This is a genomic window from Xylocopilactobacillus apis (assembly GCF_033095965.1).
Classification (GTDB): domain Bacteria; phylum Bacillota; class Bacilli; order Lactobacillales; family Lactobacillaceae; genus Xylocopilactobacillus; species Xylocopilactobacillus apis.
This window is the reverse complement of record NZ_AP026801.1, coordinates 673,187-699,282: the sequence shown is the minus strand read 5'-3', so window position 1 is coordinate 699,282 and position 26,096 is coordinate 673,187. Positions and strand designations below refer to the sequence as shown.

The 26,096-nt window shown below is 35.3% G+C and carries 20 protein-coding genes; 1 reads left to right on the top strand and 19 read right to left on the bottom strand.

Features of this window, described 5'->3' with window-relative positions:
* The 12 genes from smc to R8749_RS03170 all read right to left on the bottom strand — a co-directional run bounded on the left by smc (nt 1) and on the right by R8749_RS03170 (nt 15,549).
* Nucleotides 1–3,549: a chromosome segregation protein SMC gene (gene smc / locus R8749_RS03225; RefSeq protein ID WP_317697964.1), complete on the bottom strand. Its 3,549-nt coding sequence runs from the start codon at nt 3,547–3,549 to the stop codon at nt 1–3.
* Nucleotides 3,550–3,552: 3 nt separating this feature from the next.
* Nucleotides 3,553–4,266, bottom strand: coding sequence for a ribonuclease III (rnc, locus tag R8749_RS03220; protein ID WP_317697963.1), 714 nt, complete (start codon nt 4,264–4,266; stop codon nt 3,553–3,555).
* A 110-nt stretch (nt 4,267–4,376) separates the two neighbouring features.
* Entirely contained in the window at nt 4,377–6,179 is a 1,803-nt protein-coding gene (locus tag R8749_RS03215) for an oligopeptide ABC transporter substrate-binding protein (RefSeq protein WP_317697962.1), read from the bottom strand.
* Between the two features lie 77 nt (nt 6,180–6,256).
* Nucleotides 6,257–7,168 carry an ABC transporter permease gene (locus R8749_RS03210; RefSeq protein WP_317697961.1) on the bottom strand — a complete coding sequence of 304 codons (912 nt, stop codon included), beginning with the start codon at nt 7,166–7,168 and terminating at the stop codon, nt 6,257–6,259.
* An 8-nt stretch (nt 7,169–7,176) separates the two neighbouring features.
* Entirely contained in the window at nt 7,177–8,136 is a 960-nt protein-coding gene (locus tag R8749_RS03205) for an ABC transporter permease (RefSeq protein WP_317697960.1), read from the bottom strand.
* A 2-nt stretch (nt 8,137–8,138) separates the two neighbouring features.
* The gene (locus R8749_RS03200) at nt 8,139–9,098 is read right to left on the bottom strand and encodes an ATP-binding cassette domain-containing protein (protein WP_317697958.1); all 960 of its coding nucleotides are present in this window, start codon (nt 9,096–9,098) and stop codon (nt 8,139–8,141) included.
* A 14-nt stretch (nt 9,099–9,112) separates the two neighbouring features.
* Nucleotides 9,113–10,114: an ABC transporter ATP-binding protein gene (locus R8749_RS03195; protein ID WP_317697957.1), complete on the bottom strand. Its 1,002-nt coding sequence runs from the start codon at nt 10,112–10,114 to the stop codon at nt 9,113–9,115.
* An 83-nt stretch (nt 10,115–10,197) separates the two neighbouring features.
* The gene (acpP, locus tag R8749_RS03190; protein ID WP_317697956.1) at nt 10,198–10,437 is read right to left on the bottom strand and encodes an acyl carrier protein; all 240 of its coding nucleotides are present in this window, start codon (nt 10,435–10,437) and stop codon (nt 10,198–10,200) included.
* An 8-nt stretch (nt 10,438–10,445) separates the two neighbouring features.
* A complete protein-coding gene (gene plsX, locus R8749_RS03185) occupies nt 10,446–11,435 on the bottom strand; it encodes a phosphate acyltransferase PlsX (protein WP_317697954.1) in 990 nt (329 codons plus the stop codon).
* A gap of 35 nt (nt 11,436–11,470) precedes the next feature.
* Nucleotides 11,471–13,513, bottom strand: a complete 2,043-nt coding sequence (gene recG / locus R8749_RS03180) for an ATP-dependent DNA helicase RecG (protein WP_317697952.1) — start codon at nt 13,511–13,513, stop codon at nt 11,471–11,473.
* 2 nt (nt 13,514–13,515) lie between these two features.
* Nucleotides 13,516–15,129 (bottom strand): DAK2 domain-containing protein, encoded by a 1,614-nt coding sequence (locus R8749_RS03175; protein WP_317698498.1) that lies wholly within the window; start codon nt 15,127–15,129, stop codon nt 13,516–13,518.
* A 57-nt stretch (nt 15,130–15,186) separates the two neighbouring features.
* Nucleotides 15,187–15,549 (bottom strand): Asp23/Gls24 family envelope stress response protein, encoded by a 363-nt coding sequence (locus tag R8749_RS03170; protein WP_317697951.1) that lies wholly within the window; start codon nt 15,547–15,549, stop codon nt 15,187–15,189.
* A gap of 141 nt (nt 15,550–15,690) precedes the next feature.
* Between R8749_RS03170 and rpmB the strand changes: the two genes are divergently transcribed.
* Nucleotides 15,691–15,876 carry a 50S ribosomal protein L28 gene (gene rpmB, locus R8749_RS03165; protein ID WP_317697950.1) on the top strand — a complete coding sequence of 62 codons (186 nt, stop codon included), beginning with the start codon at nt 15,691–15,693 and terminating at the stop codon, nt 15,874–15,876.
* A 22-nt stretch (nt 15,877–15,898) separates the two neighbouring features.
* On the opposite strand, the gene rpe is transcribed toward rpmB, so the two are convergent.
* From rpe to priA, 7 genes are all read right to left on the bottom strand, one after another.
* Nucleotides 15,899–16,555, bottom strand: a complete 657-nt coding sequence (gene rpe / locus R8749_RS03160) for a ribulose-phosphate 3-epimerase (RefSeq protein WP_317697949.1) — start codon at nt 16,553–16,555, stop codon at nt 15,899–15,901.
* Between the two features lie 47 nt (nt 16,556–16,602).
* The gene (locus R8749_RS03155) at nt 16,603–18,561 is read right to left on the bottom strand and encodes a Stk1 family PASTA domain-containing Ser/Thr kinase (protein WP_317697948.1); all 1,959 of its coding nucleotides are present in this window, start codon (nt 18,559–18,561) and stop codon (nt 16,603–16,605) included.
* Between the two features lie 34 nt (nt 18,562–18,595).
* Nucleotides 18,596–20,653, bottom strand: coding sequence for a Stk1 family PASTA domain-containing Ser/Thr kinase (gene pknB / locus R8749_RS03150; protein ID WP_317697946.1), 2,058 nt, complete (start codon nt 20,651–20,653; stop codon nt 18,596–18,598).
* Nucleotides 20,650–21,399, bottom strand: coding sequence for a Stp1/IreP family PP2C-type Ser/Thr phosphatase (locus R8749_RS03145; RefSeq protein ID WP_317697944.1), 750 nt, complete (start codon nt 21,397–21,399; stop codon nt 20,650–20,652). The genes pknB and R8749_RS03145 overlap by 4 nt, the downstream gene beginning before the upstream one ends.
* A gap of 143 nt (nt 21,400–21,542) precedes the next feature.
* Nucleotides 21,543–22,733 carry a 16S rRNA (cytosine(967)-C(5))-methyltransferase RsmB gene (gene rsmB / locus R8749_RS03140; RefSeq protein ID WP_317697943.1) on the bottom strand — a complete coding sequence of 397 codons (1,191 nt, stop codon included), beginning with the start codon at nt 22,731–22,733 and terminating at the stop codon, nt 21,543–21,545.
* Nucleotides 22,717–23,667 carry a methionyl-tRNA formyltransferase gene (gene fmt / locus R8749_RS03135; RefSeq protein ID WP_317697942.1) on the bottom strand — a complete coding sequence of 317 codons (951 nt, stop codon included), beginning with the start codon at nt 23,665–23,667 and terminating at the stop codon, nt 22,717–22,719. The genes rsmB and fmt overlap by 17 nt, the downstream gene beginning before the upstream one ends.
* A gap of 15 nt (nt 23,668–23,682) precedes the next feature.
* A complete protein-coding gene (gene priA / locus R8749_RS03130; RefSeq protein WP_317697940.1) occupies nt 23,683–26,061 on the bottom strand; it encodes a primosomal protein N' in 2,379 nt (792 codons plus the stop codon).
* Nucleotides 26,062–26,096 lie beyond the last annotated feature (35 nt).

The following is a 26,096-nucleotide window of genomic DNA, read 5'->3' as shown; positions in this document are numbered from 1 at the left end:
TTACTCCTCGTTAGTAAGCTCATCGTCAAGCTTCACCGATACCATCTTGGAAATTCCTGTCCCCACCATTGTAACGCCAAAAAGCCTTTGTGCAGATCTCATTGTTGAACGTCGGTGAGTAATAATAATAAACTGAGTTTTCCCATTAAACCGTTCCAAGTACTGACTAAAACGATCAACATTAGCATCATCTAAAGCTGCTTCAACCTCGTCAAGAATTGAAAAAGGAACGGTACTAACATTAATTATCGCAAAAAGTAAAGTAATCGCACTTAGTGATTTTTCTCCTCCTGAAAGTAAACTAAGTGAGCGCGTCTTCTTGCCAGGGGGTGCAGCAACAATTTCAACTCCAGTTTTTAGTAAATCATCCGGGTCAGTTAATTTCAGCTCTGCCGTTCCACCACTAAACATGGTTGGATAAATCTCTTGGAAAGCTTCATTTACTGCATCAAACGCTTCTTTAAAAAGATCCCGAACTCGATCATCTAATTTATCAATTGACTCCTGCAGCTCAACTCTTGCCTGCAAAACGTCATTCAGCTGTTTTTCAGAAAAATCAACTCGTTCCTTTAATTTTTGATATTCATTAACCGCATCTAAATTGACATTACCAAAATCCCGCAGCTTCTTTTGTAATTTCTGAGGATCTGATTTTAGTTCTTCATCGGTTAGCTCATTTTCGTCTACAAAATGCTTTGCACCTTCAAAGGTCATTTCATATTCATTTGATAAATCGTCTAAAAGTGAATCTAATTGAACCTTAAACCTAGTTAACTGAACTGTTAGATCATTTAACTTCTCAGCAACATCAGATCGCTCTTTTTGCTGTAATTCAAGTTTTCGATCTAATTCTGAATGCTTTGAAGTTATTTCTTGAGACTTTTCAATTAACGCCTTTTTCTCATCATTTAGTTTTTGTTCACGATCGTTTGACTGTTTAAGTTTATCTGATGATTCCTTAATCTCAACAATCAAATTTTTAAGATCATTTTTTAAGTTTTCAATTCGATCTTGAGTTGTTTTTTGTTCAGTCTGATTCTTTTTAAGTTGAGTATCAAAATCCTTTTGACGCTGCTTTAAATTAAGCTTTCTTTCCCTTAAGGTAGCGAGTGCTGATTCTAACTCACTTCTTTTTCCTGATTCATCCTCACGTAACCGTTTATCAACTTGTTCGTTAATTGAAGCCATTTCTTGATCAAGTTTCGTAGTAGTTTCAGAATTTTCCTTTAATTGCCCTTTTAACTCTTCAATTTTTTCGGCACTCTGCTGGTGTTTTTCCTGTTCAGAAATTTCTAATTTTAGTTCTTCAATTTGTTCATTAACACTATTTCTTTTCGCATTAATTTGCGCCTGCAGTCGATTCTGCTCTTCTGTTTCTTTACGTAAAGACTCTACTTCTAACCGACACTGATTTAAAAGTTTTTCAATTTCCTGCGATTTAGAAATAAGCTTTTTATCTTCAACCTCATTTTTAGAAATATTACTCTCTACTTCAGTTAAAAGCTTAGCTTTCTCATCAATTTCGGTTTGACGGAAATAATCGTTTCGGGTACTTGATTTTCCACCCGTCATCGAACCGCCAATATTTATTAAATCACCATCTAATGTGACAATTCGATAACGACTTTGAGTTAAATGGGCAATTTTAGTCGCCTCATCAAGATTTTCGGCGATAATTAATTTACCAAAAAAATTGGAAATAACGTTACGATATTTCTCATCAAAACTTATTAAATCAATTGCAATTCCTAAAAACCCAGGAACTTGAGCTAATTGATCTTTCAAAGAATCACTAACTGTCTGCTCTTGAATCCGATCTTGCGGATAAAAAGTTGCCCTTCCTTTATTAGCCTTCTTTAAATAACTAATTGCCCGCTTTGCAGAAACCTCATCACTTGTGACAATGTTTTGAAACCTAGTGCCTAGAGCTTCTGATAGTGCTTTTTGATATTTAACAGGAACGGTTACTAATTGGAAAATTGTCCCAACAATTCCGCCAATTTGTTCTGAATTTTGAATAACTGCTTTAACACCCTCAAAAAAACCGTTCATCGCACGTTCTTGATTTTTTAAATCTCTGATTTGACCGCTTAATAATTGCTTTTTATTGTTGTTTAAAGCTATCTCATGCTCTAATTTGGAACGCATTGCTTGAATTTCTGTTCGCTGACTAGTTAATTCATCAATTTTCTTGCGATTATTTTCAATTGCAGTCTGGTTTAACTGAATTTCTTTATTTATTGCTTCTAATTGCTGATCTAATTCAGTTAAAGTTTCTGACTTTTCATCAATCCGTTTTTGATAACTAGCAATTAAGTTATTTCCTGCAGTTTGAGCACTCTCTAAAACATTCAGTTCATTTCTTAAACCTGTTTTTTTATTCAACAGGTCAAAATATTGTTCTTTTAGCTCATCAAGTTGATGGTTTAATTCCTCTAAACTGGCACCGCTGTTTTCAACAAAAGCACTTTGCTCTTTTTCTTTAAGTACTAATTCATCAGTAATTTTTTGAATATTCTGAGTCGTCGACTCTTGTTCAGAAGTAATCTGTTTAGCTTCTTTGCGCAAAACAATAATTCGCTCATCTAGTTCTTTTATCTGATTTTCGTGCTGATCTTTTTTGGTCAGTAAAACTTGATGCTCTGAACTAGTATCGTCACGTTCTTTAATAATTTGAACTAATTTTTGCTGCAGCGCATCTTGTTCAATTTGCTGCTGATTAGATTGTTCAGTATATTTTTGTAATTGCTGTTTAGAACTTTGAATCTGTTGATCTTTAGATATTAAATCTTCATTTAAAAGCTTTTGCTGAACTTCTTTTTGTTCACGTTTAGAAACTAACTGATCAATTTTTTTGACAATGCTAAAAAGATGAATGCGATCATATAACTCTTTTAAATTAGAATATTCAGTGGCTCTTTTACTTTCGACCTCTAAAGGCTTTAAATTATTGTTTAACTCAAATAAGAGGTCCTTTAGACGTTGAACCTCAAAATCAGTCGCATCAAGATTACTTACTGCTTCACGACGATTTAATTTATATTTATAAACACCAGCAACTTCTTCAAATACGCCCCGGCGAGAAACTGGGTCGCTATCAATAATACTTTGAACTTTACCTTGATTGATAAATGCCATCGTGTCTCGACCAAGACCAGCACTTAAGAATAAATTCTGAACATCCTTTTGACGGACATTCTGTTTATTAATCTGATAATCAGAAGTCCCGTCACGATACAAAGTTCTTCCAACTTCGACTAAGTCACCAAATTCACTTAGAAGATGATCAGAATTATCTAAAACAATTTGAACCTTCGCACGATTTAAGGCACTTTCAGTCTCTGAGCCAGAAAAAATAATGTCTTTCATGGTATTTCCCCGAAGACTTTTCCCGGATTGTTCACCCATCGCAAAACGGATTGCTTCAATTAAGTTGCTTTTACCTGAACCATTAGGGCCAATAACCCCATTAATCTGCGGGTCAAAATCTATTGTTGTCTTTTTTTGAAAAGATTTAAAACCTGTTAATGTTAAAGATTTTAAATACAAGGATCAATTTTCCTTATCTGTTTGAATTTTTTGAAGTGCTTCCTTTGCGGCTTCCTGCTCCGCTAATTTTCGATTATGACCGATTCCACTGCTTAGTAATTCACCGTTAACATAAAGATCTGTCGTCCAGTCCTCTTTCTGATCAATGTGCTCTCGCGGAATATATTCAATCTTTATAGTCCCGTCTTCTTGAAGTAATTCCTGCAGCGTTGTTTTGTAATCGACATTCATTTTTAAAGTGCCATTTTTGATATCTTTAATGACGCTTTCATTTAAAAACTTAACGACATCGGATAAACCCGTGCTTAAATAGATCGCTCCTAAAAGAGATTCAAAAACGTCCTCCATTAATGATCTTCTTTTATTGCCGCTATTTTTTAATTCACCTTGTCCTAGTAAGACTGCTTTATCAAGTCCAATTTCAAGTGAAAATTGACTAAGACTTGCAGACTGGACAATATTAGCCCGAAATCTCGTCAATTCTCCTTCATCAAGATCAGAGTAATTTTTATAAATATACGAGGTGATTACAAATTGAAGAACTGCATCACCCAAAAATTCCAACTTCTCATAACTCTTAGAACGGTCTTCATTAATTTCATTAATATAACTAGTATGTGACATGGCCTGAACTAAAAGAGCATAGTCAACTTTAATTCCAAAGCGACTTTCTAATTTATTCTGTAATTTTATTATTCGTTCTATTTTTGTATCCATAATTGTGATTATACAAGAATCAAAAGCTACATTAAAGAAAAAAATATTCATTCAGCTAATTTTTGAGTAAAAAAAAACTAGGTTTCCCTAGTTTTTTAAATCTACTTAGATTATTTGCTGATACCAATCTTGTAATAGTTCATTGTAGCATTTTGTTGATCAGCTAATTTCTGTGAGTAGTTTTCAACTTTACTATTAAGGGCAGTTACTTTATATGCACGATCGATAGGAATTATATAAGCTTCCTTGTTCATATTATCCTGCCACTTAATCATTGCATTAACAAAATAATCATGATCAGTTATAGATTTTTCAGATTGAACATCTTTAATCAATTGGTTATTCTTAGCGCTATTAAATCTACCATAATTCATTGGCTGATTTGCGCTCCACATTGTTGCTGCATTACTTGGCTCAGTAGAAAGTGACCATGCTGCCATGAAGATATCAAATCCTTTAGCATCTTTTGTCAAATTATCATAGAAGGAATTAAATTCAGTTAATTTACCATTCATTAATTTAACATGGAGACCAACATCTTTCCATTTCTGGATGTAATTATCCATAATAGACTGTTGTTCAGGTTTCCCAGACATTGCACTTAAAGTAATAACTAATTTCTTACCTTTAGGATCAGTTCTGTAACCATCTTTACCCATCTTGTATCCAGCTTCGTCTAAGAGTTTCTTAGCCTTAGTTGGGTTATAAGGGAAGCCTTTAGCTTTAGAATCGTGGAATTCACCAAAACCAGTTGGAACTAGAGTTGTATCACGATAACCTAAGCCATGACTAAATTTCTCAACAACTTGATCAACATTCATTGCATAAGCCATTGCTTGACGTAATTTTTCGTTACCCATTTTGGCATTTGGATCCTGAACGATAGTACCTTTATCTTTGTCAAATTTACCAACTCTAAATGCCATGTATGAATATTCAAGCGGTTTTACACCTAAGAAATCATAACCTTTAGTATTCTTAACATTATCCCAAACGCTTGACTTTACATCGATTAGATCATATTTATGAGCTTTAATCTGTTGCGCTAACGTTGCTGGGCTCACGATTGAAACTGTAACTTTCTTTAAATGTGGAGTCCCTTGATAGTAATATTTGTTAGGTACAAAAGTAACTGACTGTCCGCTTACAATATTATCTACTTTATATGGACCATAAAATACAGGATTAGTATTATTCTTCTTTGAAGATTTTAAATCTTTAAATGCAACATCTTTCAAGTAATGATAAGGTTCAGCATTTTCCCAGAACCAACCATTACCTGAAACGTCCATTCCTGGTTTCATTTCTTTAAAATGAAGAACAACGCTATCACCATTTTCACCGTTTGGATAAGTAATTCCAGAAATAGTCTTTGCTTTTCCTTCGTGATACTCCTTAACGCCTTCGATATTTTCATACTGATCATTATATCTTTCAGTAATCGTATCTTTATTAGCTACCATTTCATAAGGATACTCAATATCTTTAGCAACTACTTTCTCACCATCAGACCATTTCAACTTAGGATTAAGGGTGATTGTGGCAGTCTTTGCCTTATTATCAAGCTTAATATCTGCTGGTCCACCATCTACAAAATTGAAATGCTCATCAGTTTTAAACAACGGCTCATACGACCATCTCATAATATCCGCATCAATAGCACTAGTTTGAATTTCAGGCAGCCATAAAGCTGTAAATGGAGTGTCATTAATCTCAGCTACATTTAAAGTGCCGCCCATTGTATTGCCCTTTTTGGTAGCAGTTTTAAACTTAAGTGAAGATTTAGCTGCATCATTCTTGCTTGAATCAGTGCTTGAAGAGCTACTGCTTGAACTACTTGACCCACAAGCAACTAGCATTGTTGTCGCCAATAATGTTATCCCCGTAGTCAAGGCTTTTTTGAATTTAATCATAAATTCATCTCCCAACAAAATAAATTTTAATCGTACTATACCAGTTTTTGAATATTTTTACAAATTTATTTATTTTTTTATGCTGTTCTTTGTCTTGCGTCAGCTGCTCTTCTTAAAGCCTGACCAAAAAAATTAATACTAACAGTTAAAACAATTAATAAAATTAACGCCGGTAACCAGCCCCATGGATAGGTCAACATAAAGTTAGTGTCACTTGCATATCCAATCAGTGTCCCAAGACTTGGAACACTTGTCGGCAAACCAAATCCTAGATAACTAAGTGTGACCTCAAAACCAATCATACTAGCAAGAGTTAACGTAAAATCAGTGATAATAAAAGTTGAGATATTAGGAAGAATCTCTCGAAAAATAATGGCAAATGTACTAGTTCCTGATGTTTTAGAGGCCAAAACATAATCGCGGTCTCTTTGAGATAAAGCAAGCGACCTCATTAAACGAGTTGTCCCCATCCAAGAAAATGCGGCCATTAACAGCACTAAATTAAGAGGTGTATAGTGCTGCCAAATTGAAACGATTGAGATAATCGTCATTAAGAACGGCAAAATCATAAAGAAATCAACGATCCGCATAATGATTAAATCAACGACTCCCCCGAAGTATGCACTTATCAAACCAACAAAAATCCCAACAACTTCAATAATGATTGCTAAAGCAAATCCCATCAAAATAGAGTTTCTGGCACCAAGAATTAAAAATCCCAATAAATCGTAACCTGAATTATCAGTTCCTAAAAGGTGTCCGTTTTGTCCCGGTTTTAACCAAGAGTTCATAATATCAACTTTTAAAATTTGATTTTGGTTTAAGAAAAAGCTGCCGATAAGTGAAAATAAAATAATGAATAAGGCAACAAAAAGCGAAAACATTGCCAGCTTATCATGAATAATTTCCCGGTAAATTACTTTAAAGGTAGATGGGGTTACTTCTTCTTGATTATTTAATTTTTCATTTTTTTGATCTTTATTTTCCATAACTTCACCTACTGAATTCTAATCCGTGGATCCACGATACTCATAATTATATCTGACAGTAAATTACCAATCAGGGTTAAGATTCCAAACAATAACGTTAACGCAATCATTACCGAATAATCACGACTCATTACTGACTGCATAAACAACTGTCCCATCCCCGGATATGAGAAGATCTGTTCAGCTACTAAAGCTCCACTAAGTAAATTAAGAATTGTCAATCCAATTGAAGAAGCAATTGGTAAAAATGAATTTCTTAAAATGTGTTTTCTGAAGATAACATTTTCTGGTACCCCTTTTGAACGAGCGGTCTTAACATAATCTTCCTGCGTATTATCAATAATTCCTGAACGTAAGTATTGAACAATACTAATTGTTCCTGATAACGTCATCGCAATTGCCGGGAGTATCATATGGTACAGCCGCGACATCACCACTCCGAAAAATCCGTGAGCATTAGCAGAAACGGTTCCACTGGAAGGAAAAATTTTCAAAATAAATGAAAATAGAATTAAGAGAATTAAGTAAATTGCAAAAGGCGGAATTGCATTAACGATAAAATTATAAAAAGCAATAACTCGATCAGGCCATTGTCCTTCATGACGTCCTGCAATTACTCCTAAAGGAATTGCCAAAGCATAAGTTAGGATTGCCGTTAACAAGCCAAGCCAAAAAGTATTTGCGGCTCTTTCACCTATTAAACCAATCACTGGACGTTCATATGTATAACTCATCCCCAAGTTACCATGAAAGACATTAACAACCCAATGCCAATACTGAACCAACGGTGGATCATTTAACCCCAGTTGCTGTTTTAATCTTGCAATCGTTGCGGGATCAGTTTTCGGGGTAATTTTCCCACTAAAGGGGTCGCCCGGCATTAATTTGGCTAAGAAAAAAACCAAAATGCTCAAAATAATAATTTGCGGGATCATTAAAAGAACTCGTCTTAAAATTGTTTTCCACATTTTTACTCTCCCCCTTCATTTGATTTCAGCGTTTCTTCAGGTACTGCTGCAAAATGAGTTTCTGATATTGGTTTTAAATCAAGAACCCGATGATCTTTATCATACCAAGACTTTTCGTCTTCATCATATTCTTTTTCAACTTTAAGACGTTCTTTTGTATCTTCTTCTCGATTACGTGGATTAATATCCGGAATCGCTGCTAAAAGACGCTTAGTATAAATATGCTGCGGATTATTATAAATATCTTCACGAGTCCCGACTTCTACTAATCTTCCACGAGTCATAATTGCAAGATTTTTACACATATGACGCACAACCCCTAAATCATGTGATATTAAAAGATAAGAGATATTAAATTCTTTTTGAATATCCTGCATATAATTTAAAACTTGTGCTTGAACTGAGAGATCTAGTGCTGAAACAGGTTCATCTGCAACAATAACTTTTGGGTGAGTTGCAACTGCTCTTGCAATTCCAATTCTCTGACGCTGTCCGCCACTAAATTCAAACGGATATTTATACATTGAACCAGAAGGCATTCCAACAATGTCGAGCAATTCTTTAACCCGATGTTTCTCTTCAGTTTTGGAGGGGTGTTCAAAATTTCGCATTGGTTCGGCAATAATATCAAAGATCCGCTTACGTGGATTTAAACTTGAAAGTGAATCTTGGAAGATCATCTGAACGTCACGATTATATTTGAGTGATTTACGATTATGCGATTTTGTAACGTCTTCATTTTTATAAAGAATTGAGCCAGAAGAAACTCTTTCAATTCCAACGACTGACTTTCCAATTGTTGTTTTACCGGAACCAGACTCCCCAATTAAGCCGTATGTTTCTCCTTCTTCAATGTCAAAGGTTACATCATCAACGGCTTTTACATACCCCTTAATTGTGTTAAAAAATCCACCTCTAATGGGATACCAGACTTTTAAATTTTTTATTTCAATTAAACTCATAACGATTACCCCTACTATTGATCCTCAAAGTGGAAATCTTGATAACACGTACATAAAACGTAATGTCCATCTCCCACTTCATGATATGTTGGATTTTCTTCGTGTGCAGAATCAGGAATCCACGGAATTCGTGGTGCAAAACGACAGCCGGAACGCTTCATTTCGGTTAGCGGCGGAACGTTCCCTTGAATAACATGTAATTTATCACCCAATGAATCTGCTTGAGGAATTGAGTTTAATAGTGAACGGGTATAAGGATGTTTTGGATCTTCAAAGATATCATAAACGCTGCCAGTTTCAACAATTTGACCAGCATACATTACACCTACTTGATCAGCAGTTTCAGCAACAACACCAAGATCATGGGTAATTAAAATAATTCCTGACTCTTTCTCTTTTTGAATATCCTTTAAAAGATCAATAATCTGAGCTTGAATTGTCACATCAAGCGCGGTTGTAGGTTCATCTGCAATAATTATTTCTGGACTGCAGGCTACAGCAATTGAAATCATAATTCTCTGACGCATTCCGCCTGAAAGTTCATGAGGATATCTGCGATAAGTCTCTTCAGGATTTACAATCCCAACTCTTTCAAGTAAACTTAACGCCTTCTTTTCGCGTTCTTCACTAGTCATTTTTGTGTGATATAACAGAGATTCCGTAATTTGATCCCCAACCCGCATTAAAGGATTTAGAGAAGACAATGGATCTTGGAAAATCATTCCAATATCTTCGCCCCGAATCTTGTCATATTCATCAGAATTCATCCCAATTAACTCTTGATCGCGGTATTTTATTGATCCCTCAATTTTCGAGTTTTTTGCATCTAGTAAACCAATAATACTGGTCGCAAGCGTCGACTTGCCACAACCTGATTCTCCGACTAGAGCATAGATTTCATTTTTATGCAGTTTCAACGAACAATCATCCACAGCATCATAAAATGATTCGCCTATTCGAAAAGACGTGTGTAGGTGCTCAATCTCTAAAAGCGTATTATCTTTTTCCGTATCCAAAACATTTCCTCCAAACTAATAGTTTTAATTATACTAAAAAAGCCCCTAAAAATGAATTTTTCTTCAATTTTTTGTTTAGGGCTTTAGTTTTGTGCTTTGATAAAGTTTACCGCATCTTGTACAGTTTGAAGCTTTTCTGCATCATCATCGGATATTTCTTTGCCAAATTCATTTTCCAGCTCTAGCGAAAATTCTAATAGTGAAATTGAGTCTGCATCTAAATCATTTTTAAAGTTTAGATCGGGTGTTACTTTAGCTGGATCGATTTCAAATTGTTGGATAATAACATCCTTTATTTTATTGAATATTTCTTCGTCAGTCATTTTTAACCTCATTCATACAAGTTTTTAAATTTTTGAACAGTCTGTCCTTGAATCATCTCTTTAACCTGCTTAATTGCATAGTATACTGTTTCCGGCTGAGAATTTCCATGCCCTTTTATCACTGGCGCATTAACCCCCAACAACACAGCACCGCCAAAACGAGAATTATTAAATTGTTCTGCTAAATTACCAAGACTTCCTTTAACTAAAAGGGCTCCCATCTTAGTTTTAAGATTGCCTGACATTAAGGAATCTTTTAAAAGGTGTAGAACTGTTTTCATCGTGCCTTCCATTGTTTTTAAGACAGCATTCCCAGTGAAACCATCAGTTACAATCACATCAGCCTTGGCATCCATAATTTCGTTGGGTTCAATATTACCCTGAAAATTAATTTCTTTCAATTGCTTTAATTCTTGATAAACACTCTGATGCAGTTCGTCTCCTTTATGCTCTTCAGATCCAATATTTAATAATTTTACAATTGGTTTTTTTACGCCTCTTAAATCAGACGCATAAATTGAGCCCATTTGGGCAAACTGAACTAGATATTTAACTTTTGATTCAGCGTTAGCTCCAACATCAAGCATGTTATAAAATGTATTTAGGACCTTTGTCGGCAAAGTTGGCATTAAGGCTGGCCGCTCAACATTTTTAATCCGTCCAATGACAAAAATTCCAGCTGCCAAAACTGCCCCTGTATTACCAAAAGATAAGTAACCATCGGAATTACCTTCTTTAACATCTTGAGCTGCTCGAACAAGTGATGAATCTTTTTTATGTCTAATTGCAGCTACTGGTTCATCATTACCATCAACCACTTCAGTAGTGTTTATAATTTCAAGCTGGTTCGAAGGTTCGATTAGTTTTTCTATTGCTTCTTGTTGACCAAATAGTCTAATCTTAGTTTCTTGATCTTCACTTAAAAATTTCTGTACCCCTTCAACGACTGCTTGGGGAGCAAAATCTCCTCCCATCGCATCAATTGCAATTTTCATCACTCACTCCTTTAGCTTGATCATATAAATATACCACTTTAATCAATAGTTTCGTCTTGATCTTTAGTATGAACTAAAAATTCATGAAAGTTTTGATTCTCTGCATCAGTTAATTCTGGATCTTTGCTAAATACTTGATCAACTGCGTCTCTTGCTAGCTGCAGACTTTTTTGATCTTCTAGCGGATCACCGACTTTAAAATTAATTTCACCAGACTGACGATTACCAAACACTTCACCTGCACCTCGCAATTTAAGATCATTTTCCGCCAGAAAGAATCCATCATTTGATTCAACCATCAATTCAAGCCTTTTCTTGGCAACTTCATTTTGCGGATTAGCAACTAAGATACAATAAGACTGAATACTGCTGCGTCCTACACGCCCTCGAAGCTGGTGCAGTTGCGAAAGGCCAAATCGATTTGCATCATAAATAATCATCAAAGTTGCATCTTTTACATCAACACCAACTTCAATAACCGTTGTGGAGACCAAAATCCGATACTTTTTGGCAGCAAAATCGTTCAAGATTTGCTCTTTATCATCCGGCTTCATCTTTCCGTGGAGCAATGCAACTTCCACTTTGGGATAATTTTGCACGTATTGATCATAAATTTCTTCAGCATTTCTTAGGTCCATTGTTTCAGATTCTGCGACCAAAGGAGCTACGACGTAAACTTGATGATCATGTTCTAGTTCATATCGCACAGCTCGATCAATTAATGGATCGCTTGCTCCTTTTACCCAAATAGTTTTAATTGGCAAACGACCCTTCGGCATTTCTTTAATGGTCGATATCTTGATACTTCCGTAAATAGTAATTGCTAGAGTTCGAGGAATTGGGGTTGCAGTCATTGATAAAATGTTAGGCATTAAACCTTTAACTCTTAGAGCTCTTCTTTGATTAACACCAAATCGATGCTGTTCATCAATAATTACAAATGCCAAATTATTAAATTCCACATCTGGCTGAATCAATGCATGAGTTCCAATTAATAGATCAATTTTCCCGTTTTTCAAATCTTCAAGTAAAGCTTTCCGCTCACTCTTTGAGGTCCCACTTGTCAAAAGTGCAACTTGAAGATTAGTATCATTAAAAAGTTGTTTTAAATTATCGTAATGCTGCGCTGCAAGAACTTCTGTTGGAACCATTAAAGCACTTTGCATTTTCGCAGTAAAAGCTGCATAAATACCCAGTGCAGCCACAATTGTTTTACCAGATCCAACATCTCCCTGCAATAAGCGATTCATTGCCTGTTCACTTTTTAAATCAAAACAAATTTCGTTAACTGCATGTTTTTGCGAATCAGTTAATTCAAAGGGTAGAGTTTCAATAAATTGTTTTAATTCATTTAGATTATAGTTAACTTGAATTCCGAGTTGATCGTCATCCTTTTTCAACCACTTTAAACGGCCTAAATACAGAAAAAATTCTTCAAAAACCGCTGACTGCCGTGCTTCTTTCACATCATCATATGATTTAGGAAAATGAATTTTAAAAATCATGTCGTGTTCATCCATCAGATGTAACGGATCTCTGATTTCATTAGGCACTATATTAATTAACTCAGAGCCATAATCTTCAAAAGCTGATTTAATTAGTTTTCGAATTGCCCACTGTTTGATAGAAGCTGTTGTTGAATAAACTGGCTCCAACTGGTCGGTCTTTTTCAAGTCCACAGTTTTACTTGCAGTCAAGCTAAGCTTTGCCTGTTCCCATTTTCCATAGACAGCAAGATCCTCACCAATCATAATTTTATCCCGTAAATAAGGCTGATTAAAAAATACAACGTTAATTACAAGATCCTGCACTTCCATTTTAAATCGTAAAGAGCTCTTTTTATAACCGAATCTGCTTAACACAGGTGTAGTTACAACTTGACCATGCAAAACCGCCTTATCACCATCAGCCAGATTATAAACATTTTGTTCATAAAAATCCTCATACCGATAAGGAAAATAATAAAAAAGATCCATCACCGTTCTGATTCCGAGACCACTAAGTGCTTCAACTTTCTTAGCACCGACCCCCGAAAGAATCGAAACAGATTCATATAAATGCGAACTTTTACTTTTGACCATCTTTACTCAACTGAAACAAGATATGGATAGACTGCTTGATCTCCTGCATGAATTTCTAATTCAAGATCGGGATATTTCTTTTGAATTTCACTTTCAAGTTTTGCGGCTTCTCGTTTAGAAGCATCGATTCCATAAAAAATTGAAACAATTTCACTATCATCATCAATCATATGTTCAATTAATTGAATTAAGGCGTCTGGTCTTCTTTCAGCAGTTGTTACAATTTCACCATCTGCAATCCCCATAAAATCACCTGAATGAATCTCGATACCATTAATTTTAGTGTCACGAACTGCATTGGTCACTTCACCCGATTTGACCATCATGATATCTTCTTTCATCATTTCAGCATTTTCTGATAAAGAATTTTCCTTAACAAAAGAGAACAGTGCTGAGATACCTTGTTGAATCGATTTAGTTGCAATCACTTCAACGGGCAGATCTACTGAACTGGCAGCTGCTTGGGCAGTCATTAAAACATTCCCGTTGTTTGGTAAAATAATCGCATTTTTAGCATGAGTCCGATTTAAAATTTTTAAGAAGTCTTCAGTACTCGGATTCATTGTTTGACCACCAGTAATAACGTGGGTTGCACCTAAGCTCTTCATTAATTCAATCAACCCTTTACCTTGGGCAACAACTATTATTTCGGTAGTAATATCATCGCCTTTATCACTATTGCTATCATTCTCAATAATTGTCTCATGCTGCAGCCGCATATTGTCAATTTTAATTTTACCTAGTTGACCAAATTGAGCTCCATAACTAAAAACCTTCTCAGGACTTTCAGTATGGACATGAACCTTCGCTACTTCATCATCAGAAACAGCTAAAAGTGAATTCCCTAGTTGATCTAAATAAGTTCTAAATTCCGAAAGATCAAAATGAACCTCTGGATCTAAAGTAATCATCATTTCCGTACAATACCCAAATTCGATATCATTTGTTGCTAATTGACTCTGAACACTTTGGTGATGAGCTGCATTAACCATTTCGTTCATCTGTTCATCGCTCGGGGTATAAACGTCATCGTTAACTTCACCTTTGATTCCATTTAAAAATCCTTCATAAAGGAAAACAAGCCCTTGACCGCCAGAATCAACGACACCAACTTCTTTTAAGACTGGAAGTAAATCAGGAGTCTTTTTAAGCCCTTCTTTAGCTCCTTTTACTACCGCCTCCATAACTTCTGCCAAATCGTCACTTTGATTTGCTGCTTCGAGGCCACTATGAGCAGCATACTTAGCAACTGTTAAAATTGTTCCTTCAACTGGTTTCATAACAGCCTTATAGGCTGAATCAACTCCTTGCTGTAAAGCAGCAGCAAAACTTTTGGCATCTAAAGTTTCCTTTTCGCTGACTGATTTTTGAAATCCGCGAAAAATTTGCGATGAAATTACTCCAGAATTTCCTCGAGCGCCCATTAAAAGGCCTTTACTAAAAGAAACGGCTAGTTCACCAACGCTTTTAGATTCTGACTCATTAACAAATTTAGCACCACTTTGAAAAGTCAGGTTCATATTAGTCCCAGTGTCACCATCAGGAACTGGAAACACATTTAATGAATTGATAAAATCAACATTCTTATTTAGACGGTGTGCTCCCATCTTGATCATATCTCTGAAAATATCAGAATCAATTATTTGCTTACTCAATGGTACTCCCCATTCTCATTAATCATCAATCAACTTTACGTCTTGTACAACCACATTAACGATTGAAGGACTTACAGACAACATCAATTCTAAATTATACCTAATGCGATCTTGAACATTCTTCCCAATTTCTGAAATCTTCATTCCAAAACCAACTACAACAGAAACCTCTACTTCAATTTCGCCTTTTACCTGTTTGATCTGAATTCCTTTTTGATAATTTGTTTTATTCAACAACACTAAAATATTATCACGAAGATTACGACTAGGTGCAAGACCAACAACTCCAAACACATCAGCTACAGCATTTCCCACAATTGTTGAGATTACCCGATTTGAAACGTCAACCTTACCATATTTTGTATTAACTTTCAGTCCCATTGAGAACTCCTTTCACAAAAATAAAACAATAATGTTAGTGTACCGCAAAACTCAAAATTACTCTCTCTATAATACTAATAATTTGCAAAAATACATCTTTGATGATAATATTTTTAAGATACTTTTTAATGGAGCAGACAAATGGCAAAAGATTATTTTACAGGTAAACATACCACATTTGGTAATAACCGTTCGCACGCTTTAAATTCTAGCCGTCGTTCGTGGAAACCAAATTTACAAAAAGTCCGTATTTTAGTTAACGGCAAAAAGAAAAGAGTTTGGGTTTCAGCTCGAACTTTAAAATCTGGTAAGCTTACTAGAGTTTAAGCAACTAATGTAGTTGCTTTTTTTATTGCTCAGAACCTAAAATATTTCGTAATTTTGAAACTGGTTTTGTTAAATCAGTTTCGTTAAAAATATATGAACCAACCACAAACTCATCTGCTCCTGCATCACGACACAATGCTATTGTCTGTTCATTGACACCCCCATCAACCTCAATTTGATACGAATATTGATTAATTTGTTTTGTAAGATCTAATTTTCTTACTTTATGAAGCATTGGTTTAATAAATGATTGCCCGCCAAATCCCGGATTTACTGTCATCACCAAAACTCGATCCGCTGCCATAATCGCAGCTTCAATTGCTTCATAAGAGGTACCGGGATTTAATGCAATGCCCGCTTTAACCCCTTTTGATTTAATTTTTTCTAAAAGTCGAAAACTATCATGAGTTGCTTCATAATGAAACGTTATTCCAGCTGGTTGAATTTCTAATAATTGATCGATTATCCGTTCAGGATTTTGTACCATTAAGTGAATATCTTGCTTTAATGTTGTCTCTTGAGCAATTGCTTCAACAAAACTTGAACCAAAAGAAATATTTGGTACAAAATTGCCATCCATAATGTCAACATGAATCATTTCAATATCTAAATTTTCTAACTCTTGTAAATCTGTTTTTAAGTTCAGTAAATTAGCATTCAAAATTGAAGGAACTATCATTATTTTTCTCTTTTCTATTGCATTTAATCAACAATTATAACTTATTATCAATGAGATGTGCCATTAGAGGGTTGTGACCCTTTAGATAATGTAATATGAATTGTGTCTCCTTCTTTTATGTGTGCCCCTTTGGACGGCCATTGAGAAATAACTTGGCCAGCTTCGTACTTATCAGAAAACTTAGCAGGATCTTCAACTACATTTAACCCATTATCACTGGCATAATCATTGGCTTCTATTAAACTCATTCCAATTAGATCTTCAACCACTAAGTCTTTAGAATCACTATCTGTGTCACTATCTTTTGAATCAGAGTCATTTGAATTGTCACTATCATCCGTGTCATAATCATTTGGAAGATTTTTTTTCGGTTCAGGGCCAAGAGAAAGCGTAACGTGGAAACTGTCACCTTTTTTTAACTTTGAACCATAAGCAGGCTGTTGAGACATTACCGTTCCTGCTGGATATTGATCGGAATATTGTGGAGGATCTGCAATTTGATTCAAACCAGTTCGATTTGCAAAATCAATCACATCTTCACCCGAAGAACCAATTAAATTATCCATCGTAAATGTTTCAACACCTTTACTGACCGTTAAAGTAATTGAGGTCCCTTCAGGAACATTTTTACCTGATTCAATACTTTGTGAAATAATTAATCCTTCTTTAATCTTATCTGAGTATTCCTTCTCTACTTCAACTTTTAACCCTTTGCGGCGTAAAATATCACTTACTTCTGAAAAAGGTTGTGAAGAATAATCCTCTATTTTAGTTTTTGGAACTCCCGTACTGACATAGAGCCTGACAGTTGAACCTTCTTTAACAACTGTTCGTGCTGGTGGGTCTGTTTTAATTACGTGACCTGCTTTAATAGTTTTATCACTCACTCTTTCGACTTTTGGACTAATGACTAGTTTTTGCTCCTTTAAAGCTGATGTTGCTTCATTAACTGTCATATTGGTGACATCCGTTAACTCAATACTTTTCTTGTGATTTAAAAGCAAAATTAAAGTCAAAAGTAAAAATACAAAAACAATCACACTCGTAGCAATTACAAAAATTTTCTTTTGATCACTCCAGTGCGTTTTTTGTTTTAAAGGCTTCTCAGGTTCAGGGAACTCTTCCAAAATTTCTTTTGAATTAGACGACTCCGGCAAAAAATCAGGCTTATCAAAAATAATTTTAGGTTCATTAAATCGTTCACTTTTTAGAGCAGTATTCAAATCATCTAACATCTGCCCAGCTGAATGATAACGATTATTAAGATCTGATGCCATCGCAATAGTAATAATATTCTCAAAAGATTGCGGAATTTGGGGATCTTTTTGACGAATTGAAGTCATTTGATCTACAGTTATCGAATTTGGATCTCCATCAATGAGAAACAACGATTGATTGAGCAACTCAAAAAAAATAATTCCTAAAGAATACAAATCAGATTGTTTACTAGGATATCCCCCTTTCAGCAGCTCCGGTGCTAAATAATAAATGTCTGTCACATTAATTGGCTTGATTCCGATTTCCTTTAAAGCACTGGACAAACCAAAATCACTAACTTTAATATTTTTCTCATCGTCGATTAAAATGTTGCTCAGTTTCAAGTCACCATGAATAAAACCCATTGAATGAGCTGCATTAACTGCAAAAAGAACCTGCTCCATGATCCTTTGAATTTCTTCAAAACTTAAAGGAAAATTCATCTGCAGGTATTCTTGTAAATTGGTTCCCGACACATATTCCATCACAATGTACTGATTGCCATGATCGTTGCCAATATCATAAATATTAACAATTCTGGGATCATTTAATTCTGACATTGCAGCAGCTATTTCTTCAAAATGCTGACTTTTTTGTGACCCTGACTGAAGCGGGACTATTAAAATTTTTATTGCTACTTTACGGTCTAATATTAAATCGTGAGCTAAATAAACAGTCGAATTTTCACCGTTTCCAATCTCTTGGATAATTTGATAACGTTCATCAACTATCTGCCCAATTTCCACCATTAATGAGCAACCCCCATCATTGTAAAAATATTATTTACGGTGCCGTTACATTTTCAGACATAATTAACTGACCGTCAGAAACAACTCGATACTGACCTCGTTGCCCTTTTTCTACTGTAAAAGGTAATGTTATCTGAGTATCTTTTCTAATCTTAATTTCAGTGTATAAATCACTAATATTATGATGTGCATCACTTAAATAAACTTTTACATCGTTTTGTTCAGGATTTGCATTAGCCGGCGCTGTATCACCATCTTTATTATTTTGGTAAGGAATAATAATATTAACTGAAAATGAAACTTCATTATCATTCTCGTTTTTATTAGATTGAGAATTACTATCATTTGAACTAGATTTGCTGCTTGACGATGAAGCCGTTTCTTGTGGTTTCGGACCTAAAGAGAAAGTAACATGAAATTCATCACCTTTCTTCAGCTTAGTTCCAGAAGCAGGAGTCTGGGCCATTACCGTATTTTTGTCATAGTCATTAGAATATTGAGCAGGATCCTCAATCTTCTTAAGACCGTGATCATTAGCAAAATCAGTTACGCTTTTACGTGAATAGCCAGTAAGATCAATCATCTCCACTTTCTCTTGACCGCGGCTGACCGTTAAAGTTATCGTACTGCCTTTAGAAATCCGCCGACTAGATTTAACACTCTGATTCATAATTAAGCCTTCTTTAACAGTATCAGAATATTTCTTTTTAACTTTCACTTTAATGCCATGTCGCTCCAGCCTATCTTTAACATCTGAAAAAGGTTTAAAAGTATAATCATCTAATTTATAAGAAGGTGTCCCCGTGCTTACAAACAGTTTAATACTGTCCCCTTCTTTAACATTAGAATCCGCCGATGGATCTGTCCTTATAACACTACCAGCTTTAACCTTGCTGTCACTAACCTTCTCAACTTTGGGACTAATATTAAGCTTTTTAGATTTCAGCATTGAAACCGCTTGGGCTTGAGTCATATTTGTTACATCCGGAACTTCAACATTCTTTTTCCGATTTAAAAGTAAAACTAACAGCATGATTAAAACAATTGCAGCAGTCACTCCACCGGCAATCACCATAATCTTTTTCTGTTTTGACCATTTCTTTTTAGGTTTTTTTGAATCTTTTGGTTCATCTTCAGAAGGTAAAATTCCTCCTTCAGGCATCTTAGACAAATCCTGATCATCGAGATCGCTAACTGGATGAGTTGGAATTAAACGAGTCGCTTCACTATCGTCATGATTAATAAACAACTTCGGTTCATTAATCCGGTCAGAATCAAGCGCTGTCTTAACATCTCCCATCATCTCTTCAACATTTGCATAACGGTCTTGCGGATCTTTCGCGGTTGCTCGACTAATAATATTCTCAAATGACTGCGGAATACTTGGATCTTTTTGTCTAACGGAAGGTAAGTCGTTACGAGAGTGTTTAATTGCTACTGAAACAGGGGTCTCACCAACAAAAGGAACTGAACCCGTTAAAAGTTCATACAAAATAACCCCAAGTGAATAAATATCAGACTGTTTAGTAGCTTGCGCTCCCCTAGCCTGTTCTGGTGAAAGATAATGGACCGTCCCCAAAACTGAGTTGGTTTGAGTCATCCCTTCATCGTTTAAGGCCATCGCTATTCCAAAATCTGAAATTTTAATATTGCCGTCTTTATTAATTAAAATATTAAGCGGCTTTAAATCACGATGAATAATTCCTTGCGAATGAGCGTGAGCCACCGCCGAAAGGATCTGTTCCATAATCTGCTGAATTCTCTCCAGCGGAAGCGGAAAATTATCTCTTAAATATTCCTTTAAGTTTGTCCCGTCAACATATTCCATTACCAAATATTGCATTCCATGATCATTTCCCACATCATAAATGCTAACAATATTAGGGTGGTTCAATTCAGAGATCGCCATTGCTTCTCTCTCAAAACGTCTGGTTGTTTCTGGATTGTTCTGCAGATCATATTTTAAAACTTTAACTGCAACATCACGATCTAAAATCAAATCATGGGCTAAGTAAACAACCGACATCCCACCTTCGCCAATTTCGCGAATAATCCGGTATCGGCCGCCGACAGAGTATCCTTTTTCCATCATGATTGATCACTTCCTCTATCGCTAATACCTAAAATAATTGAAATATTATCTAGTCCACCGTTTTTAATTGCCTTTTCAACTAAATTATCAACAATTTGCTGCGGAGCGGCATTCGAGGACAGTTCCTTAGAGATTTCGTCATCAGAAACCATATTAGTTAATCCGTCACTGCTCAAAAGAATAATTTCATCACCCTTTAAATCTATTGTTTTATATACTGCATCGACTCTTTTATCGACCCCTAAAGAACTAGTAATAATGCTTTTATTAGGGAAAACTTCAGCCTCTTCTTCACTCAATTCGCCTTTATGAAGAAGTTCATTCACCAAAGTCTGATCGACAGTTATTTGTTCTAAGCTACCAGACCTAAATAAATAACCCCTTGTATCGCCTAAATTAGCAAATACAATTTGTTTTTGATTACTTAAAAAAACACCGACAAAAGTCGTCCCCATTCCATGGAGTTTCATAGTTGTTTCAGATTGCTCGATAATAGTGTCGTTTACTTTAAATAACTCGGCATCCACCCAAGAAATGAATGATTCTGCATTCAAATCTTTAGTTTGTTCAAATGAAGTTCCAACGAGTTTTAGGGCAATATTGGAAGCAACATCTCCTCCGAGATGTCCTCCCATTCCGTCAGCAATCATTGCCAATGTTTCTTGCGATTTATTCGTAAAAACGCCAATTGCATCTTCATTATTTTCTCTTTTTAGGCCTATATCAGTCTTTTGAAAAAATTTCATATTCTCCTAAGCTTCTTGTTTCTGCATTAATGCGATAAAGAATCCATCTGTTAAATAATCATCCGGGTAAATCTGTAACATTGATTCTTTTTCACTTTGTGGGTTCACAGATAGATTAACCAAAGAAAAATTTAAATGTTTAGTTAAAAACTGTGAAACCACGTCTTGTGTTTCTTCTTTAAAAATCGTACATGTACTATAAAGCAGTAACCCCCAGCCTTCAGGCTTGGGGCAACACTATCTAAAATTTTTAATTGAATCTTGTTCGAACTTATTATATCAGATGTTTCATGATTGTATTTCACTTCCGGTTTACGGCGTAAAAGTCCAAAGCCACTGCAAGGTGCATCAACCAAAATCTTATCAAAAGATACCCCTGGCATTTTGCTTTGAATCTCCGTTACATCAGCAAGATGTGTTTTAACAACCTTCTCTAAACCTAAACGTTTGACATTTTCCTCGATTAAAGCACATTTTTTATCCGAAAGATCAAACGCATGAACCATTCCATTTTGTGAAGAATCAAGATATTGAGCAATATGAGTCGTTTTACCACCGGGGGCAGCACAGGCATCAAGCACTACATCGCTTTTTTCGATTAATAAGTTAGGCGCAACCAACTGACTAGACTCATCTTGAATTGTGTAATAACCTTCTTTAAAATCTGATCGATGGATAACGTTACCTGCTTTAGAAATCACTCCGACGGGAGAAATCTTACTAGGCTGAAAGTCTGCATTCTGCGCTAATAATTCGGCTTGAGTAATTTTCGTGGTATTGACTCTTAAACTAGTGCGGGGCTTTTGAATTAAAGAATCAAATATTAATTCAGTCTTTTTTGTCCCTAATTCAAGATTTAATTTCTGTACTACCCAATCAGGCATGCTATAAGTCATTGCTTGTCTTTTAACCGGATCTTTAATATCATCAACAGATCGAAGTCCTCTCCGCTGGGTTTGGTGTAAAACAGCGGTTACAAATTTGACATCACGCCGATTCACAACTTTAGCAATTTCAATTGCTTCATTAACTGCTGCGTAATCAGGAATTTTCTCTAAGTAATACATTTGGTAAATTGCAATTTTTATTACTAAAAGCGTTGCTGGGTCAGTCTTTTTTACGCTTAAAAATGATGAAAGTTCATAATTGAGGCGCAAATTATAAAAAGTGACCCCGTATACCAAATTAGTAAAAAGTCTCCGATCAGCATCATTAAGATTACTTTTTGTTAAATAATAATCTACTACGTTATTTGAAAATCTTTGATCAAAAAGAATCTCTTTTAATGCTAAAAAAGAAAGATAACGTGCTGATTGTTTAATCGATTGTGACAAATTGATCTCCAACTTTTAAATTTTTGCCTGCCCCATTTAAAAAGTCTCTAACATCGACTCTTTTTGCGCCCTGCAATTGAATTATCCGAGGCATTATTCCTCGTTGATCTCCTGTTACAATTCCTAATCTCTTTTTATCTCGAAGAAAGATACTGCCAGGTTTCCCTTCAACTTTTTCGACTAACGGAATTGCTTCATAAATTTTTATTCTTTTGCCCTGATTCAAAAAATAAGCACCTGGTTCAGGTGAAAGAGCCCTGATTTTATTATTTAAATGTTCTAAATCATTGTTAAAATCTAACATTTCTTCTTCTGGTTTGATCGATGGAGAAAAACTAACCTGCTCTTCATCTTGTGAAATTCGCATGAAATCATTATTAAAAATTTTCGGTAAATCACTTTTAACCATCTCACCAGCTAATTCTCCCAATTTAACGGTTAAACTGCCTAAATTATCCTCAGGGGTAATATTTACCTGATCTTGAAAGAAGATATCTCCGGCATCCATCTTTTTAACCATTTCCATAATTGTAATTCCGGTCACATCATCTCCGTTAAGAAGCGCGTACTGAATCGGTGCTGCACCACGGTAATGCGGGAGCAGTGAAGCATGGAAATTAATAGCTGCATATTTAGCACTGTCTAATAATTTCGTTGATAAAAATTGACCGAAAGCCGCGGTTACTAAAAGATCTGCATGACTGGAGATGATTTTCTCCTCTTCTTCACTGCCGGTTAGTTTGACGGGCTGAAGAACAGTTAAATTATGATCTACAGCAAACTCCTTAACCGGACTCGCAGTTAGTTTTCTTTTACGTCCAACCTCTTTATCTGGTTGTGTTACAACGTACTTAATGTCATAACCCTCTTTTAACAAAGCTCCCAGCACATTAACCGAAAACAGCGGGGTTCCAAAAAAAATTACACTTTTCATTTCATTTTCCTTTTCTTAACAAGTGATATGACTGATACTGATTTTTACTTTATTAGCATTTTTCTGAGTCTTACTCATAATTTCCTGTAAGGTAGTTTTGATCAATTCATCTTTCTTGTACTTTAATGATAACTGATAAGTATATTCATTATTGATTCGCTTAATATAATATGGCGCAGGTCCTAAAATCTCCGTTTGCGCTTCCTTATTTTTCTCTAAGGTTTCTTTAATTTGCAGTGCTGTCTTCAGTGCCAGCATTTCCTCTTTACTGGTAATTTTAAGAAAAATTGTATAGTAATAAGGTAAATATCCATAAAGATGACGAACATACATTTCCTGCCTAAAAAACCATTCATAATTTTGATTTTTTGCATCTTGAATTGCATAGTGGTTAGGATTATAAGTTTGAATAATAACATTACCCGCAATCGTCCCGCGACCAGCACGTCCAGCAACCTGAGTTAATAAATCAAAAGTAACTTCACTTGCATCAAATTCTGGCCGATTAAGGCTAATATCAGCATTTAAAACTCCTACGAGCGTTACATCTGGAAAATTGAGCCCCTTAGCAACGCTTTGTGTACCAATCAAAATATCTGCTTCATGATTTTCAAATTGACTGATAATTTTTTGATAACTGCCTTTGCGGCTCGTGGTATCTCGATCCATCCTTAAAGTCTGGATTTCTGGATTAAGTTGATGAATTTCTTCCTCAACTTTTTCTGTCCCTCCACCAAAACTGCGTAAATCGTTCTCGTGACAATTTGGACAAACCTGTGGAATTTCTGAAGAATAACCACAATAGTGACAGATCATTTTATGTTCATAAAGATGAAGCGTTAGAGAAACATCGCAATTAGGGCAGTTAAAAGTATAACCGCAATTACGGCACTCTAAGAAATTTGCATATCCTCGGCGGTTTAAAAAGAGAATTGTTTGTTCACCGTTCTTAAATCGCTCAAGAATGGCTTTCTTTAAAGGAGTTGAAAAAACAAGCGATTTACTGCGAACCGAAGGATCACGTAAATCTACAATCTTTACCTCTGGAAGATGTCCGTTTTTATTCACTCGTTTATCTAATTTTATTAATTGATAAACATTCTTTTCTGCTTTTGCTCTTGCCGTCACAGTTGGAGTTGCCGAACCGAAAATAACGGGACAAGAATTATATTTTCCGCGCCACTTAGCAAGCTCTCGCGCATCATAAGAAGGATTTTCTGTCTGACGATAAGAATTTTCATGTTCCTCATCAACGACAATTAATCCAAGATCTTTAATTGGAGCAAAAATTGCCGATCTAACTCCTAACACAAGATCAACTTCATCATTTTTTATTCGGCGCCATTCATCATATTGTTCTCCTCTGGATAATCGACTATGCCAAACGGCAATTCGTTCTCCAAAAGTCTGCTGAAAAAAAGAAATGATCTGGGGAGTTAAGGAAATTTCAGGCACCAAAATGATAACCTTTTTCCCTTGATTTATCACCTTTTGGCTTAATGAACGATAAATTTCTGTTTTCCCGCTGCCGGTGATTCCTTCAATTAAAAAGACCTCAGGATTCTTTAATGAAGCTGCAATTTGATCAATGGTGCGAGTCTGATCTTTTGTATGCTTCAATTCTTTTAGCTGCTTGTGAGCAAAACCAGATAAAGGTTTGCGATAAGTTTCAACTTTTTGAATTTCAATTGTGCCTTCTTGCACTAATTTATTTAATACTCTTCGAGGAATTCCAACTTCCTTAGTTAAATGTGTTATTGCCAGAGGGCTTCCTTCTTTTTCAACCGTTTCCCAAAACAAACGACCATATTTATTCGTTTTTGAAAGTTTTTCTAATTGATTCGGAATTTCTTTTTTAGAGATATTTAAATTAATAATTTCTGTATATTTTTTTGTAATTTGACGCGACTGACCGTAAATAACTTCGATCTGATTATTGGAAATGCCCTTTTTAATTTTTTTTATTTGATCACTGGTAAATGATCTCAAATCATACTTAACAGGTCCTGCGCTAAAAATATTTTCCAGCGAAGGATCACTAAAATCATGCGCAATAAGAAACTTTTCAGTTTTTCCTTTTAACATCGTCGGCAGCATTAACCATAAATTTGAAACTTTAAAAGTGAAAAATTCCTTCGTTAAAAAATCTGCCATTGCCAATTGCTCACGATTTAAAACTGGTTTTTCATCAATAAGTTCAGAAATTTCTTTTAGCTTCCCATCATATGCAGGAACTTCCGCTAAATCTATGACAAAACCCGTTACTTTTCGATGACCAAACTCAACAACGACCCGCATCCCTTTTTCAACATTCATCTCTGTCGGAATTTCATAATCAAAGGTATGATCAGTTTGTCTTGTTGGAACATCAACAACTACTTTTGCAATTTTCATAATTAAACTAAAAAAGGTCTGATTACTTCAGACCC